Source organism: Nocardia grenadensis NBRC 108939 (assembly GCF_001613445.1).
In the GTDB taxonomy this organism is placed as follows: domain Bacteria; phylum Actinomycetota; class Actinomycetes; order Mycobacteriales; family Mycobacteriaceae; genus Nocardia; species Nocardia grenadensis.
This window is the reverse complement of record NZ_BDCJ01000018.1, coordinates 129,572-144,519: the sequence shown is the minus strand read 5'-3', so window position 1 is coordinate 144,519 and position 14,948 is coordinate 129,572. Positions and strand designations below refer to the sequence as shown.

Annotated in this window: 15 protein-coding genes; 3 read left to right on the top strand and 12 right to left on the bottom strand. The window is 68.2% G+C overall.

Annotation, left to right across the window (positions count from 1 at the left end):
- Positions 1 to 4: 4 nt before the first annotated feature.
- On the bottom strand, positions 5 to 529 hold the full coding sequence (locus tag NGR01S_RS19450; protein WP_063038803.1) for a winged helix-turn-helix transcriptional regulator: 525 nt from the start codon (positions 527 to 529) through the stop codon (positions 5 to 7).
- Positions 530 to 945: 416 nt separating this feature from the next.
- On the opposite strand from NGR01S_RS19450, the gene NGR01S_RS19445 reads away from it, so the two are divergent.
- A complete protein-coding gene (locus tag NGR01S_RS19445; RefSeq protein WP_245664673.1) occupies positions 946 to 1,467 on the top strand; it encodes a TetR/AcrR family transcriptional regulator in 522 nt (173 codons plus the stop codon).
- Between the two features lie 514 nt (positions 1,468 to 1,981).
- A complete protein-coding gene (locus tag NGR01S_RS19440; RefSeq protein ID WP_063038801.1) occupies positions 1,982 to 2,866 on the top strand; it encodes an SDR family oxidoreductase in 885 nt (294 codons plus the stop codon).
- Between the two features lie 140 nt (positions 2,867 to 3,006).
- On the opposite strand, the gene NGR01S_RS19435 is transcribed toward NGR01S_RS19440, so the two are convergent.
- The 3 genes from NGR01S_RS19435 to NGR01S_RS33235 all read right to left on the bottom strand — a co-directional run bounded on the left by NGR01S_RS19435 (position 3,007) and on the right by NGR01S_RS33235 (position 4,684).
- Positions 3,007 to 3,984 carry an Rpn family recombination-promoting nuclease/putative transposase gene (locus tag NGR01S_RS19435; protein ID WP_063038800.1) on the bottom strand — a complete coding sequence of 326 codons (978 nt, stop codon included), beginning with the start codon at positions 3,982 to 3,984 and terminating at the stop codon, positions 3,007 to 3,009.
- A 218-nt stretch (positions 3,985 to 4,202) separates the two neighbouring features.
- Positions 4,203 to 4,406: a DUF397 domain-containing protein gene (locus NGR01S_RS19430; RefSeq protein WP_157107339.1), complete on the bottom strand. Its 204-nt coding sequence runs from the start codon at positions 4,404 to 4,406 to the stop codon at positions 4,203 to 4,205.
- Complete coding sequence (locus NGR01S_RS33235) at positions 4,403 to 4,684, bottom strand: Scr1 family TA system antitoxin-like transcriptional regulator (protein ID WP_373861442.1); 282 nt, start codon at positions 4,682 to 4,684, stop codon at positions 4,403 to 4,405. Before NGR01S_RS33235 ends, NGR01S_RS19430 begins: the two co-directional genes overlap by 4 nt.
- A gap of 179 nt (positions 4,685 to 4,863) precedes the next feature.
- Here NGR01S_RS33235 and NGR01S_RS19425 point away from each other — a divergent pair, with 179 nt between their 5' ends.
- The gene (locus NGR01S_RS19425) at positions 4,864 to 5,262 is read left to right on the top strand and encodes a hypothetical protein (protein ID WP_245664672.1); all 399 of its coding nucleotides are present in this window, start codon (positions 4,864 to 4,866) and stop codon (positions 5,260 to 5,262) included.
- 92 nt (positions 5,263 to 5,354) lie between these two features.
- Here the strand turns inward: NGR01S_RS19425 and hisD are convergent, their stop codons facing one another.
- The 8 genes from hisD to NGR01S_RS19385 all read right to left on the bottom strand — a co-directional run bounded on the left by hisD (position 5,355) and on the right by NGR01S_RS19385 (position 14,565).
- The gene (gene hisD, locus NGR01S_RS19420) at positions 5,355 to 6,683 is read right to left on the bottom strand and encodes a histidinol dehydrogenase (protein ID WP_063038795.1); all 1,329 of its coding nucleotides are present in this window, start codon (positions 6,681 to 6,683) and stop codon (positions 5,355 to 5,357) included.
- Positions 6,684 to 7,098: 415 nt separating this feature from the next.
- Complete coding sequence (locus NGR01S_RS19415) at positions 7,099 to 8,478, bottom strand: tripartite tricarboxylate transporter permease (protein WP_063038793.1); 1,380 nt, start codon at positions 8,476 to 8,478, stop codon at positions 7,099 to 7,101.
- A complete protein-coding gene (locus tag NGR01S_RS19410; protein ID WP_063038791.1) occupies positions 8,475 to 8,966 on the bottom strand; it encodes a hypothetical protein in 492 nt (163 codons plus the stop codon). Before NGR01S_RS19410 ends, NGR01S_RS19415 begins: the two co-directional genes overlap by 4 nt.
- A 33-nt stretch (positions 8,967 to 8,999) precedes the next feature.
- Positions 9,000 to 9,962, bottom strand: a complete 963-nt coding sequence (locus NGR01S_RS19405; RefSeq protein WP_063038789.1) for a hydroxymethylglutaryl-CoA lyase — start codon at positions 9,960 to 9,962, stop codon at positions 9,000 to 9,002.
- Position 9,963: 1 nt separating this feature from the next.
- Complete coding sequence (locus tag NGR01S_RS19400; protein WP_063038992.1) at positions 9,964 to 11,238, bottom strand: hydroxymethylglutaryl-CoA reductase, degradative; 1,275 nt, start codon at positions 11,236 to 11,238, stop codon at positions 9,964 to 9,966.
- 149 nt (positions 11,239 to 11,387) lie between these two features.
- A complete protein-coding gene (locus NGR01S_RS19395; protein ID WP_063038787.1) occupies positions 11,388 to 13,304 on the bottom strand; it encodes a helix-turn-helix domain-containing protein in 1,917 nt (638 codons plus the stop codon).
- A gap of 234 nt (positions 13,305 to 13,538) precedes the next feature.
- Positions 13,539 to 14,078 carry a hypothetical protein gene (locus tag NGR01S_RS19390; protein ID WP_063038785.1) on the bottom strand — a complete coding sequence of 180 codons (540 nt, stop codon included), beginning with the start codon at positions 14,076 to 14,078 and terminating at the stop codon, positions 13,539 to 13,541.
- Positions 14,079 to 14,193: 115 nt separating this feature from the next.
- Positions 14,194 to 14,565 (bottom strand): DUF1269 domain-containing protein, encoded by a 372-nt coding sequence (locus NGR01S_RS19385; RefSeq protein WP_218020797.1) that lies wholly within the window; start codon positions 14,563 to 14,565, stop codon positions 14,194 to 14,196.
- Between the last annotated feature and the right edge of the window lie 383 nt (positions 14,566 to 14,948).

Sequence of the window (14,948 nt, the reverse complement as noted above, 5' to 3'; positions counted from 1 at the left end):
ATGCCTATGTCGTCCTGCGGTCGTCGGCGGGGGTTTCGAGCGCGGTATCGACGGTGGCCGCGGCATACACCGCGGCGAGCCGTTCGAGTGGGCCCGGGCCCTCCCGCTCGGCCGGCGCGGCATCGAGGTGCCGGGTGCGCAGATCCTGCATGAGTTCTTCGATGAACGGCATGCCTTCGGTGCGCATGAGTTCCTGGCGGGCACGCAACTCCGGTGTCCCCGTGCGCCAGTCGAGACCCCAGTTGCCGAGGGCGTAGATGATCGGCAGGGTCTGGATGCCGGCCTCGGTGAGGCTGTAGCGGGCGCGTCGACCGCGCGTGACGTCCTCCTTGGTCAAGATGCCGGCGGCGACGAGCTTCTTGAGTCGGTCGCTGAGGATATTCGACGCGATGCCCTCGATCGATCCGTTGAGCAGCTCGCGGAAGTATCGGCGGTCTCCGAAGATCACGTCGCGCAGCACCAGTACCGACCAGTGATCGCCGAGCGCTTCGACTGCGGCATTGATCGCACATCCGGATCTCGGCTCCATAGCTCCTCCTTCACACGGCCGGGCACCCCATTCAGCCTAGTGATTGCATTCTACAATCACTTGAGGAGTGGTGAATGGCGACGTCCGAGTCGATCTGAACCTGGGGCCCGACCCCGCCCTTCGGCATTCCAGTGTTCGCCTTCACTCGCCAGCAGCGGCCGACACGGGAGATAGAGGGCGGCACCACATTCCATTTCGTGCGGACCATCCCGGAGGAAACGCTCGACTCGGCGGCGAAGGCTGCGGGGGATCTCGATGTACGCGTCGGCGGCGGCGTGTCCGTGGTGTGCTGCTCATGGCCCGGCCGATCCCTGCCGGACACATTCATCGAGCGGAGACCCGGGGCGTCCTCGCCCTCGAGTGGGGTGGAGCAGGCACCGAGCGCCGGGCGGCGGCGGCCGGCTCGGGAAAGTGTCTTGGCCGCTGCGGCGTCGCGTTTCTACAGCGACGGGGTCGCGGCGACCGGGATCGACACGATCACCGCCGAGGCCGGGGTGGCGAAGATGAGCCTGTACAACAACTTCTCCTCCAAGGCCGAACTCGTCCGCGCCTACCTGGATGCCCGCCACGAGGAATGGATGACGCGGTACCGTTCACGCCTCCAAGCGGTCCACAACCCTCGCGACGGCGCTCTGGCCGTCTTCGACACCTACATCGACAGCGCCTCGAGGGACGGCTTCCGTGGCTGCGGGCTGCTGAACGCCGCTGCGGAAATGCCCGCCGGGGACGAGGGGCGCGCTCTGGTGCGCCGCCACAAAGAGGAAGTCGAGCGCCTGATAGCCGAGCACATCGCGGCACTGTTGCCCGAGCGTCCCGACCTCGTCCGAACCACGGCGGAACACCTGGCTTTCCTTCTGGAGGGTGCCATGACACGCGCGGCCTGGAAGGCGATAGCAACCGTTTGCGCCACGCCCGCGCCGTGGCGGCAGGGCTGCTGAACCAGCTGTGACCGAGTCGGCCATCCCACAGCCCCGGCCGAACGGCCGGAGCGGCCACTGGGCCGGGAAACGACTGGACGGGCCGTTCCACGCGATCGTGGTGGAAGTGGAGAACGTCGCCCGAGACGGCGTGTCGATCGGCGGGTTCCGCGATACCGGAGATGTGTCCCTCGTGGTGCTATGCGCGCCGGCGGCGAACGTCTGGGAGGGGACCCGGCCGGTTACGCGGCCGCGGTGCGCGGGAGATCATCCCGGCGTCGCTGACCCGCCACCCGGATCAGGGGCCGGCCACCGGCTGTCAGCGGGTGCGGCGGCATCCGCGGAACATCGACGAAGTGCCCTCGGCCGGGCCCGAGGGCGACGCCGGTGCCATATCTCGCGGCAGAGTGGCCGGGTCACAATTCGGGTCCGGGGCGCGCAGAGTCCGCCGTCGCGATAACAGCACGCTCACAGGCGCCGATATCGGCGGTCGAACCCTTCCGGAGCCGGACCGGCCGGTCTAACCTTCAACGTCATGACCGCCTTCACCGGAAAGGTCGTACTCATCACCGGGAGCGCCCGCGGTATCGGTGCGGAGCTCGCCCGGCGGCTGCGGGTGCGTGGCGCGCGGCTGGTGCTCACCGATATCGATCCGCCCCCGCTGCGGGAGCTCGCCATAGAGCTGGGCGGCGACGAGTACGTCGTGGCGGTTACCGCCGATGTGTGTGATCTCGCCGCGATGGAGGATGCGGTCGCGCGGGGAACCGAACGGTTCGGCGGAATCGATATCGTCGTGGCCAATGCCGGTATAGGCAGTTACGGATCGGTTCTGGCGGTGGACCCCGCCGCCTTCCGGCGGGTGATCGACGTGAACCTCGTCGGATGTTTCCATACCGTGCGTGCCGCCCTGCCCGCGGTCATCGAACGTCGCGGCTACGTGCTGTTCGTCTCCTCCGTCGCCGCCTATGTGGCGATGCCGGGGCTGGCGGGTTACTCCGCGACGAAAGCCGGGGTCGAGCAGTTCGCCAACGCGGTGCGCGCGGAGGTCGGCTACCGGGGCGTCGCGGTCGGGTCGGCGCATATGTTGTGGATCGACACCGCGCTGGTGCGAGAAACGTTCATCGACCTGCCGGCCGCCGCGCGGGCGCTCGCCTCGTTGCCGGCCCTGTTCCAGAAAACTGTCACGGTGCGGGAGTGCGCTGCCGCCTTCGAACGGGGCATCGAGCGGCGTGCCGAGCGGATCAATGTGCCCGGGTGGGCGGGCGCGCTGCGCTGGCTGAAACCGGTGCTGCAGACCCCCCTGGTCGAGCGATTCGTCGGCACCGCCACCCGCACCTGGCTGCCCGAGATGGATGCGGAGGTAAGCGAGCTCGGTCGTTCGCTGAGCGCGCGCACCCAGGCGCTCAGCGCGGACAATTAGGGCAGACGGCGACTTCGGCCTGTCGTGCCGAGCGTGCGGTGCCGTGTCTCACCACGGCAGCCGGTACACGGTGCTGTCGTGGCCGAGCCGGATGCCCGGCCGACGACGGAACGCGCATACGGTCGAGGAGGCCGTGGCCCTCAGGCGAAAACCTGATCGAGCGTGGTGGCGGTGATCAGGCGATGGAGCCAGGTGTCGACGCGGTCCGGGGCGGCAGCGCGGATCGTGCGGATCGTTGTCTCCGGTACCGATCCGAACTTTACGGTCAGCAACTCGATCAACGTTGCGGCGCGGCCCTCGGCGCGGCCCTCGGCACGGCCCTCGGCGCGGAGCCGTTCGGCTGTGGTCACTATTGCCTCCTTGGCTCGGGGACCGAGTTGCTCGATCAACGGGTCCAGACCTTCTTCGGTGGTTTCGCCCACTATGAGTATGTAGGTCATGACAGCCTGGAGGTCGCTTATCGGGTTCGGTCCTGCCGACAGGGCTCGCAGGTCGTCGACCAGCTCCAGCATATCGGAGCCGAGGTCTGTGTTCCGGGGTGCGATCTTGTGCAGGGCCAGCATGACGCGGGTGGCCGGGGTGAGGTCGCGGGCACGCAGGGCAGCCAGGTCGATGGCGGCGATATCGTCGAGGAGGAACCTCAGCCGCGGTAGATGTGGCCGGAGGATTTCTCGGGTCGCGGGGGCGACATCGATGAGGTCCGATATCTCGGTGGGTGCGTTCCAGGGATGGCCGGTGCTGTTGCTGTGTACGACCAAGGGGATGACAGCCGGTAGGGTGCGGGCGTGCGGGTGGTGGTCGCGGTGCTGGTTCCAGATGTTGACCAGGTATTCGAGGATGCGTAGCGGCATGAACCGGTCGACGCTGCTCTGATGTTCGATGAGCAGATAGATGTACGCCGCGTGGCCGTCGAGGTGGGTGCGATAGAGCAGATCGCTGTATCGGGAGCGTAGTTCGGTGGAGACGAAGCTACCCGGTTGCAGTTGTAGTCGGCTCCAGTCGATCCGCCGAGTGAGGGTATCGGGAAGCGCGGCGCGAAGTTCCGAGGCGGCGTCGGCGGGGCGGGCCAGGACGTGCCGGAAATACGCGTCGTGCGGGTTCGACGGTTGGGCGGACATGGCTGCGAAACTACTCGCAGTCTCTGACTTGCCCACTGGCCCAGTATGTTCCGCGTACTCAGGAGGCGGTCCCGTAGGCATGGGCCGGTCGAGCAAGCCGAGGGATACGGGTGGGTCGGCCGGAAGCGGAAACGACTCGGTCGCCGTCACGGCCCCGTTTCGAGGCAGTCGCGGCGACCGAGTGACCGGCCTCGGGCCGGTGTTTCATTGGTCGAGGGCTACGACCGGTCGAACTCTCCGGACTTGGTGCCCGCCAGGAAGGCGTCCCATTCACCAGGTGTGAAGATCAGAGCGGGGCCCGTCGGATTCTTGGAGTCGCGCACGCCCACATGTCCGTTTTCCAGATGTGCAGCTTCCACGCAGTCTTTACCACCATGGCTGCGGCTGCTCTTGAACCACTTCGCGGCCGTCTGCTCGATCACGGTTGCCACTCCTTTAGTGCTTTCAGCATCAGGTCCCTCGATGCCGACCTGGGCAACGCTACCTGCCGGATGGATTCTGCCTCCCGGGAGAACCGCTTCACTTCGGCCTCGCGTTCCAGATATAGGTCGCCGGCCAGTCCTTCGACGTAGGCCACCGGGGGTTCCTGGAGCTTGGATGTCAAAAGTGGCGGGAACGAGAACAGTACGAATGGGGAAGCGCTTGTTGGACCCTGCGCCGGGTGCCCTCCAAGACTAGCCAGGAGCAGTGGATCAACCATGTATGCCACAGGATTACGGTGCGGTCGGCCGAGCGAAGCGTGTCCGGGCCGGCTACCTGCTCGCACCCCGGGGGGCACGCGGATTCCGGACGGGCCCGCGGCGGTGCTGCCGCCGATCGAGAAGTTGGAGTTCATCGCATCCGCGATGCGGCGATGGTGCGCGGACGCGGGAGGCCCGCGTGGTCACTGCTGAGAGTCCGGCCGCGATTGGTCTGGTCAGGCGTGATGTTCCCGCGCCCACCGTGGACCTGCACGAGCTGGCGCGGCGGCACGGATATCGGCTCGTGTACACCGTGTACACGGACGCGCGTCCGCTGGTGACCGTGCTGGCGCTGGCCCGGCACGCGAGCGAGTTCGGCGCGCGGGCAGTGGTTGTACCCGGTTTCGAACACGCCGAATCGGTGCGGCAGCTGGTCACCGAGCACGCGGCATTGATCACCCGATCCGGCTCTACCCGCGCGGTCACCGCTGGGGCAGTGCCGAGGGCCCGCGGGGGCGGCCGGTGGATGGCTGACCTGACGCTGATGCAGCTGGTGCTGGGTCTGCTGGGGCTCACGGTCGCGCTCTGGTGGCCCTGAGCTCGAGAATCGGAGTGCCCCCACCTCGCGTGATTCGGGGTGGGGGCACGCCGGTTACGGCCGCGCGGGCCGACGGCCCGCCGGGGCGTATTTCAGGCCTCGCCGGCCCGGTAGGCATCGAGGCGGAGGGTCGCGGTCGCCTCGTGAGCGGCCATACCTTCGTACTGCGAGATGGTTTCGACGGCACCGGCCACCTCGGGGGTGGCCGACCGCTCCACGCGCTGGTAGGTCAGCGGCTTGAGGAAGCGGGAGACCGAAAGGCCCGCACTGTGTTTGGCGCCACCGGCGGTCGGCAGCACATGGTTGGTGCCCGCCATGCCCTTGTCGGAGTACGCCACCGTGCTCCAGCGGCCGAGGAAGATCGAGCCGTAGTTGTGCAGGGTGTTGTGGTAGTACTCGTCGTCGGCGGTCTGGATCTCCAGGTGTTCGGGCGCGAGATCGTCCATCAGGGCCGCGGCGGTCGCGGGGTCCTTGGCCCAGGTCACCGACCCGTAGTCGCGCCAGGCCGGTCCGGCGATATCCCGGGTCTTCAGGGTTTCCAGTTGCCGGTCGGCCTCGGCGATCACCGCTTCGCCGAGTTGCCGCGAGGTGGTGACCAGGGCGGCGGGCGATTCGGTGCCGTGTTCGGCCTGGCCGAGGAGATCGGCGGCGACGGTGGCCGGATCGGCCGTCTCGTCGGCGATCACCGCGACCTCCGACGGGCCGGCCGGCAGGTCGATGGCGACCTTGCCGAAAAGCTGCCGTTTGGCCTCGGCCACATAGGCGTTGCCGGCGCCGACGAGCATATCGACCGACGGTTCACCGAGCAGGCCGAACGCCATGGCGGCCAGCGCCTGGACACCGCCCAGCACATAGACGCGGTCGGCGCCGGAGAGATGGCAGGAGTAGAGCACGGCGGGGTCGGCGGTGCCGTCGCGGCGCGGGGGAGTGCAGGCGAGGACGGTCGGGACCCCGGCCACCTTGGCCACGCCGACGGTCATGAACGCCCCGGCGAGCAGCGGGAAACGGCCGGCCGGCACGTAGGCGCCCACCCGGGAGATCGGTACGTAGCGCACGCCGGTGGTCAGGCCGGGTGTCGGCCGGGTTTCGAAATCCACCAGATGCGAACGGGTTTCGCGGGCGAACGCGCTGGTCCGTTCGTGGCCCAGTTCCAGTGCCGCCCGCAGCTCGGGCGACAGCGAATCGCCGGACCGCGCCAGTTCGGCCGCGCCGAGTTCGACCTGGGTGGCGGTGAAGCCGTCGAGATCGCGGGCATAGGACAGCACCGCGTCGAGGCCGCCCTGCTCGATCGTGGAGAGCATCTCCGAGACGGTGGCGATGACCCTCGGGTCGCGCTGGGCGGCCGGGCGGTCCAGCGCGGGGCGCTTGAGGATCTGGAAGGAGCCTTCGAGTTCGGCGAGGCGGGCGGGGGTGAACTTCATGATTCGACGGTATGGCCTCCCGTATCAATGGACAACCCATTGCAATCCTTGGATAGCCAAAGGGAAACCCTATGAAGCTCTGCCGTGTCCGCAGGGGCGCTATCGGCGGGCCGGGGCGATATCGACGACCACAGCGAGGGCTGTGACCAGGGTGAGCAGCACCGTGGGGATCACGGTGGCGTGGGTGGATGCCCGGCCGCGAGTCCGCCGCCGACGCGAGCCCGTCCGACGAGGCGAGTCCGTCGGCCTCGATGACGCCCCGCCGGAACATGCTCGACCAGGACACCGGAATCGGCGAGTCGCTTGCCTACCGGTGTGGACTGTGGAGACGCTGTATGGCAATGGTTCCGCCGCCGCACCGTGGTCGGTAGCGGCGGCGGAACCCTCGGATTTCCCGGAGACGGTCGGTGCTCGCTCAGAGAGCGAGCACTGCGGGGATCGTCAATACCGCGACGTAGTAACCCATGAACAACACTCCGGCGTGGATCTTGAAGAACCGGCACAGCAGGCCGCCCACGAGGCCGACCGTGAGGGTCACGGCGAGTCCCAGGATCCCGCCTTCCCACACGCTGATCACCACGACCAGTCCGGCGAAGGCGGCGATGATGGCTTCATGGCTCACGAACCGCACGACGACGGTCGCGGCCCGGTGGGCGAAGTTCATCGCGAAGGGGTAGGCGATGAGCCCGGCCACCGCGACGGCAGCGAGTCCGTAGAACAGGAATTCGGTGCTGGTGAGTGCGGTGGACAGGTTGTCGATATTGCCGTTGCCGTCGTCGGTGGTGAAAACCGGTGGCGCGTTGAACAGGGGGGCGGCGGGCCCGGCGGCGACCGGACTCAGTGGCAGTCCGAAGGCGATGAGGGGGATCAGGGCTTCGGCGATATAGGTGGATTCGGTCGTGCCGTTGCGGGCGGCGATCACCGAGGTGAGCCGACGGTAGCCGTGCTTGATACGGCTCCCGACCACTTCACCCATCAGGACCGTCATGGCGACCGGACTGAAAACGAAGGTGGCGCTCGACACGGTGGCGGTGGCCGCGACATAGCCGGTCTGGCCACGGTCGAGGATCCGGAAAGGGTTGGGAAAGTAGCCCTTCCAGGTCTTGACGTCGGGTGCCAGCCATACCGTCGCCGGCTCCTTGCGTGCCATCTCGGCACGTCCCTGTGGTCCCAACGACAAGAAGAGATCGGCGATCAGTGGCCCGACGGCGATGCCGAGGAAGTAACTGATGTTGAGCGCGACATCGTAGGAGGCCGTGAGCTGTTTGAGGCCGAGGATGAGGACCACGAAGGGTACGAGCGCGAGCACGCCCGCCCATTTCCCGGGCGAAGCGTAGGCGATGCCGAGGGCGGCCAGCAGGAACAACCACGGCGCGGCGGACTGGACCGTGTCGGCGACCGGGGCCAGCAGCACGGCGAACAGTACGGCGGCGGGGACGGCTATCACAGCGGCGATGAGGGCCGCGGAGATCGCTTTGCGGAGCGCGATATGGGGCACGCCGAGTGCGCGTAACATCCGCGCTTCGCGCATGAGCGGAACCGCCATCGTGTCCCCGGGTATACCGAGGAGTGTGGTCGGCGCCGCATGCGTCATATGTTTGGCCACGGCTCCGGCGAGGAAGAAGGTGAACACGCCTGCCGGGGGAGCGCCGAGCAGAATCACCAGCAGGGTCAGCGGGGCGATGGTCGCGGTTTCGTCGGTACCCGAGACCATCCCGATCAACGAGAAGACGATTGCGCCGACCACGGCGAGCATGATGGCCAGCGCGATATCGCTGGTGAGGATCGAACTCATGACACTGTCCCGGTGGTGGAGTGTTCGGCTTCGGTGAACCGCCGGCTCAACCCGAGTTCGTCGAGTTCGCGCCGGGTGTGTGCGGGCAGATCGTCGAGCGAGCCCAGCCCGTGTCGTTCCTCGCGCAGTGCGGCGATGACCTCGCCGACGGCCGCGTCTTCGGACACCTCGGTGACCACGATCCGTTTCGGACGGAAAAGCCACCCGCAGATCAGACCGGCGATCACACATCCGGCGATCCCCACGAGGAGAGCGTAGGCGTCGGCGAGCGAGTCGTTGGCCACGAACGAAGAGAAAGCCCGGTCCGACAGCAGAAGTGCGGACAGGCTCACGCCGATGCCGATGACCACGGATAGGGCCAGGTGGCGACCGACGACGGTATCACCCCATACCTCCAGGTACTGCGGTTGTTCGTTGCCGGCGGCCGGCTCTGTGGTGGGCGGGCCGACCGGTGTCGGTGCCGTGGTCGGCGGGGGTTGGGTGGGCATGGGTACTCCGTCGGCGTCGTGGGGGCGGGCAGGTCAGGATGTCGAGGCGGTGCGGGCGCGGACCACTCGGGAAGGGCTGGGTCGACCGATGACGGTCGACATCCACCAGGAAGTCGCGATGAGCGCGTCCAGATCGATACCGGTGGTGATACCGAGGCCGTGCAGCATCCACACCAGGTCCTCGGTGGCGAGATTTCCGGTGGCTCCGGCGGCATACGGACAGCGACCCAGGCCGCCGGCGGCGCTGTCGAACTCGGTGATCCCGGCGCTCAGGGCGGCATAGACGTTCGCGAGCGCCTGGCCGTAGGTGTCGTGGAAATGCATCGCCGTGATCTCCGGGCGGATACCGCGGTCGAACAGGGCTTCCAGCAGGTCGAGGACGTGTCCGGGCGTGGCCACCCCGATGGTGTCGCCCAGCGAGATCGAGGCCACCCCCAGGTCGAGGAGACGTTCGGCGATATCGGCTACGGCCGAGGTGCCGACAGCGCCCTCCCAGGGGTCCCCGAAACACATCGAGATGTATCCGCGCGTGGCAAGCCCCTGTGCTCCGGCACCGTGCACTACGGGGCGTGCGGATTCGATCGCGCCGGCGACGGTGGTGTGCAGATTCTTGTCCGCGAAGGTCTCGGTCGCGCTCACGAATACGGCGAGTTCCGTGGCGCCGGCGGCCAACGCCCTGTCGAGCCCGCGGCGATTCGGTGCCAGCACCACCCGGCGGATATCGCTGGGCAGGTCCAGCACGGCCAGCAGTCGCTCGGCATCGGACAGCTGTGGGATCCATCGCGGTGAGACGAAGCTCGTGAGCTCGAGCGCCGACACCCCCGCGGCGACGAGCCGCCGACAGAATTCGGCTTTGACCGGTGTCGGCACCACAGTGGCTTCTGCCTGGAGACCGTCGCGGGGGCCGACCTCGTACACCCGGACCGCGGCCGGCAGATCCGGCCTGCGGTGGACCTGCGGTGCGGGCCGGCGGACGGCCTCGGTGTCCGGCGCCACCTCAGCTTGCGTTCCGCAGGTCGGTGAGCACCTTCTCGGCGTGCTCGACGCGAATGTTGCGGTCCTGGATGAGTTGCGCGACGACAGCGTCGAGTTCCCCGGTGCTCGCTCCGGCGGTGACCGCGACGGTACGGGCGTGGAGGCTCATATGGCCACGCTGGATACCTTCGGCCGCGAGGGCGCGGCAGGCGGCGAGATTCTGGGCCAGTCCCACCGCGACCACGACCTCCGCGAGTTCGGTGGCCGACGCCACGCCGAGTATCTTGATCGCTGCCCGTGCGACGGGATGGGCCTTGGTGGCTCCGCCCACGAGACCCACCGCCATCGGCACCTCCAGCGTGCCGGACAGGTGTCCGTCGGCGGTCCTCTCGAAGTGCGAAAGAGCTGCGTACCGCCCCTCGGGACCGACGGCGTGGGAGTGACAGCCCGCTTCGACGGCGCGGGTGTCGTTACCGGAGGCCAGGACCGCGGCGGTGATGCCGTTCATGATGCCCTTGTTGTGCGTGGCGGCACGGTAGGGGTCTGCTTCGGCGAGTGCGGAGGCGTGCACGATATCGTCGACGACCTGCTCACCGCCCAGCAGGTCACGGTCGAAAACGGCGCGGGCCCGCACGATTCGCCGATCGGCCATATTGGTGAGGATGCGGAGCAGGGGCCGCCCGCCGGCGACGGCCGCGAGCCGGGGCGCGATGGCCTCGGCCATGGTGTTGACCGCGTTGGCCCCCATCGCATCGCGCACATCGACCACCAGATGCGCGACGACATGCGTGCCGGTTCGCGTCGGCACCAGGCGCACCTGTAGGTCTGTCGCGCCGCCGCCGAACCGGACCAGGGTCGGGTCCTGCTCGTTGGCGAGGTCCACGATGGTCGAGCGTTGCTCCAGAATTCGCAGGCGCGCGGCCTCGGGATCGGGGAGGTCCAGCAGCTGGATCTGCGCCTGCATCACCGGACCGGTGCCGGAGGTGAAGAATCCGCCTCGCTCGCGGGCCATGCGTGCGGCATTGCTCGCCGCGGCGACGACCGACGGCTCCTCGGTGGCCATGGGGACCAGATAATCTCGGCCGTTCACCCGGAAGTTGGTGGCGATGCCGACCGGAATACCCAGCACTCCGATCACATTCTCGATCATGTGATCGGCATGCTCGGTGTCCAGGCCGTGCGCGGGTTCGAGAACGTCCAGCTCCGCGACAGCTACTCCGGTCCGCTCGGAAACAACCGAGCGACGGTGCTCGACGGACGAGTCCTTGAATCCCGGAATCCTGCTGTTCACGGTCACTGGGCCGCCCTCCACATCGCGGGGGCGCGGTATCCGTGACCCCGATGAACATTTGCCGGGTCCGACGGTACGACCGCGCTGTAACCCGCGACATGTGTCATGACCACACGAAACCGTGATTTCAGTGTGCTGAGGGCATATTTTGCTGTTCATGCTCGGGATACCGGACGCAACTCGTCCAGCCGAGTGGCGAGCGAGATACGGAACAGGTGTTCGTCCTGGCGCCAATCCGCTCCGAGCAGGGCTTTGAGACGTTCGAGGCGTTGCAGGATCGTATTGGGGTGGTAGTTCAGCGCTCGCGCGGTCTTCGTCGGGCTTGCCTCGTGCCGCACGAAGGTACGCAGTGTGGTGAGCAGATCGGTGCCGTGCCGGGCGTCGTAGTCGACGACCGGCCCGATGGTGAGATCGAGGAAGGACTGCAGGGCTTGCGGGTTGGCGCCGAACAGGACGGTGTACGGGGCGTAGGCGTCGGTGGCGACCGCGCGGTCGTCGATGCCCAGCCCGGCCAGCAGTCGCACTGTCTGTTGCGCTGTGCGGAACAGGTCCGGGAGTTCGTCGGGCGTGGCGGCCCGCGGCGAGGCCACGACCAGCACCGGAGCCCCGAGTGCGCCGATGAGATGCCTGCGCAGATCGTTCGCCAAGGCTATCGGATCGGCAGCCGATGCGATGACGGTGATGGTGGCCGCGTGCTCACCCACCAACCCGCCGCGGCCGAGAAAACCCGCGACGGCGCGTTCGGCCCCGGTCCGCCGGGCCGGCGGCACATCGACGATGAGCAGCGTACGCAGTTCGGACAACGTCAGGCGGTGGTTGCGCGCCCGCTGGTCCATGCCGCGACGCCGCTCTGGCGAGGAATGCAGCAGGTCGGCGATGAGTTCGCCGCGCTCACGGCGGTATGCGTCGGTGACCGCCCGCTGTTGCAGGGCCAGTAGAGCGGCGACCTGAGCCGCCCGTTCGATCGTGCGTCGCTCCACCGGACCCAGTTCCACGCTGCCCGGGCTGAGCAGCAGGGCTCCGAAGTGGAGTTCACCGGCGGTGACGGCGGCGACCGCCTCGACCGATCTGTTGTTCGCGACGGTCCGGCAGTGCCCGCTCGCACGACTCAGCGAGATCGCGGCACGCACATCCGGGGCCAGACTCACCGCCGTATGCTCCTGGTCCGCGGCCGCGGAGGCGGCGAGCGAGAAGGAATCGGCGTCGATGATCGTCACCCGCCGGTCCAGCGCCGCCGCCAAGGTGCGCGCGACCTGTGTGAAGCCACCGCCGGAGAGGACGGCGTGGACGAGTTCCTGGTGGACCGCGCTCGACCGATCGCGTGCTTCCAGGTGCGCGGTCAATTTATCCAGGGCGCCGCGAGTGCGGTCCTGCGACTCCCGGAGTTGCGTGAGGATGTTCGCGGTCTGCAACACCACCGAGGCGTGGTCGGCCAGCGCCGAGAGCAGCGCGATCTCGTCGGGGGTGAACTGGTGTTCCTGCCGGGTCGCGGCGAAGAGCACGCCGAGCACGGTCCCGTCGGAGAGCATGGGCACGCCGAGGATGGAGATGATCCCCTCGGCGAAGACGGCATCGTCGATGGTGTGCTCGTGGGTGCCGTCCGCGTACTCGCTGTACCGCGGCACCCACTGCGCTGCCCGGGTCTCGGCGATCCGGCTCGCCAGTCCCGTTCCGGCGGGGACATGCAGGTCCTGGAATTGCGGGGTCACCGCCCCCATCGTCTTGCGGACATGCAGGTCGCGGGTGGTGGTGTCGAATTCCGACAGATAGGTCACGTCGGTGCCCATCATCTCGTGGGCGCGCGCCACCAACCTGGCCAGCAGCGCGTCGATATCACGCTCCTCGGCCAGATCACGGGCGCTGGAGAACAGCGCGGTGAGCTCCTGTTCACGGCGGCGCAGGCGGGTGACCTCGGCCCGGTCGCGACGTGCGTGGTCGACGATATCGCCGACCGTCCCGGTATCGAGTCCCAGTTCGGTCAGCGAGGTCGCCAGTGTGGTGACATCCGGTTCGCCGCGGGTGACGGCGCGAAGAACCTCGTGCAGGATACGGGCGAGGTCACTGCTGTTCATGGTTACAGACTGCCTGTGTCCATCGGCCCGGCTCGATGCGCTCCCCGTGACCGCCGCCGAGTACGACACCAGGGAGCCGAGGTGTTCCACGCGCTGATCCCGGAACGCCGCCGGCGAGCAGGAGGAGCAGGCCCACGTCCCGATCCGTGGCGACGCGACCGGGTGCGCCGGGATCGCCTCCGGCGCCGAGGTAAGCCCATGGGCCGCGGTGTCGGCGGGTCGCGTGGGGCGGCCTCAATGGGTCAGCGCGATCTTGACGATCACGACGAGGGCGGCGGCGAGGGTGAGCAGCAGCGCGGTGATCGCGGTGGCACGGGTGGGACGCCGGCCGCGGAGTCTGCCGATGACGAAGACAATCCCGCCGATACGCACGAGGATGATCACTTCGGCGAGAACCTGTGCGGTCCGGGGTTGCAGCCAGCCCAGCCGGCCGGCGGCGAGGACGGCACAGGGCAGGACCGCGGAGGTGAGGATCGGTACCGAATTGCGGAGGGCGCGGACCCGGTCGGCGACGGTGGTGGTGTGTTGTTCGCGGACGGTGCGGGCGACCGTTTCGGCGAAACTGTGCGCCAGGAAGGTGGAGACGGCGGTGCCGGCCACGATGAGGATGCCGAGATGTTTCTCGGCGGTGGCCACGGGGACGAGGGCGGTGAGCACGAGAATGTTGCCGTAGATGTAGGCGCTGATCCGGCTGGCGGCGTTATCGCGGTCCAGTGGGATCCGGCGGGAGAACAGCGGCCCGTGCAGCACAGTGGTCAGGTCGGAATCCCTCATCGGAGCGTCCCGGCCGAGGACACCGGCGCCGCGGTCCGCCGATCGCCCACGATCCCGTGCCCGGTAATCGGTGGATGAGTGTTCACAGGCACTCCTGCGGGGCGGGAGCCGGAGATCAGTCGGCGAAGACCTCGCGCAGCTTGGCTTCCTGCTCATGGGACAGGTTGGTGGAGACCAACTCCGCCGACTGGCCGTGGAACGCCTCGTGCACGCGGTCCACCGTGGCATCGGAGGTCAACGCGAACAGCGCCGAGGTACCGGGGGTCAGCTTGTCGCGCACCTCTTTGATGAAGTCGTCGTCGATACCGATATCGGCCAGCGACCCCGACATCGCGCTCAGACCCGCACCCATCGCGGCACCGATGAGCGCGATGAAGAACAACAGCCCGAACAGCAGGCCCCAGAACGCGCCGCCCAGCGCACCGAGCCCGGCCAGGCTGTGCAACTGACGGGTCTTGGGCTTCTTCGCGTCCGCCGGCCAGCTCACCACCGCGGCTCCTGCACGGTGATCAACTCCCGGCGTTGCAGATCGCCCAATGCCGATACGGCGGTATCGGCGCCGGTGGCGGTGGGGAACTTCCAGACGGTCAACGTACCGGCCATCTCCGGCTCCTTCGTCGAGGGTGCGCACGCTTCCGGACCGACCCTAGGGCCGGTCGCACGCCGGTTCCTCACCCGCTGCGGGTGAGAGATCAGGGCGCCGGTACCGGGAAACTCGTCCGCCGCGGCCGCCATCCACTCCGATCGCCACCGAGGTAGGCAGCGCCGCGGTCGCCCCCCACATGTCACCCCGCTCGTGGCGGAGGGTTGCCCCGCCCCGCGCCTCCGCGCCGGTCGGAAACCGCGACGGTCGCGGGCGGCCGACGGCCG

Bases quoted from the DNA above. Each gene is read 5' to 3' on its own strand.
- NGR01S_RS19450 (WP_063038803.1), bottom strand. From the start codon at position 529: ATGGAGCCGAGATCCGGATGTGCGATCAATGCCGCAGTCGAAGCGCTC.
- NGR01S_RS19440 (WP_063038801.1), top strand. From the start codon at position 1,982: ATGACCGCCTTCACCGGAAAGGTCGTACTCATCACCGGGAGCGCCCGC.
- NGR01S_RS19435 (WP_063038800.1), bottom strand. From the start codon at position 3,984: ATGTCCGCCCAACCGTCGAACCCGCACGACGCGTATTTCCGGCACGTC.
- NGR01S_RS33235 (WP_373861442.1), bottom strand. From the start codon at position 4,684: ATGGTTGATCCACTGCTCCTGGCTAGTCTTGGAGGGCACCCGGCGCAG.
- hisD (WP_063038795.1), bottom strand. From the start codon at position 6,683: ATGAAGTTCACCCCCGCCCGCCTCGCCGAACTCGAAGGCTCCTTCCAG.
- NGR01S_RS19415 (WP_063038793.1), bottom strand. From the start codon at position 8,478: ATGAGTTCGATCCTCACCAGCGATATCGCGCTGGCCATCATGCTCGCC.
- NGR01S_RS19410 (WP_063038791.1), bottom strand. From the start codon at position 8,966: ATGCCCACCCAACCCCCGCCGACCACGGCACCGACACCGGTCGGCCCG.
- NGR01S_RS19395 (WP_063038787.1), bottom strand. From the start codon at position 13,304: ATGAACAGCAGTGACCTCGCCCGTATCCTGCACGAGGTTCTTCGCGCC.
- NGR01S_RS19390 (WP_063038785.1), bottom strand. From the start codon at position 14,078: ATGAGGGATTCCGACCTGACCACTGTGCTGCACGGGCCGCTGTTCTCC.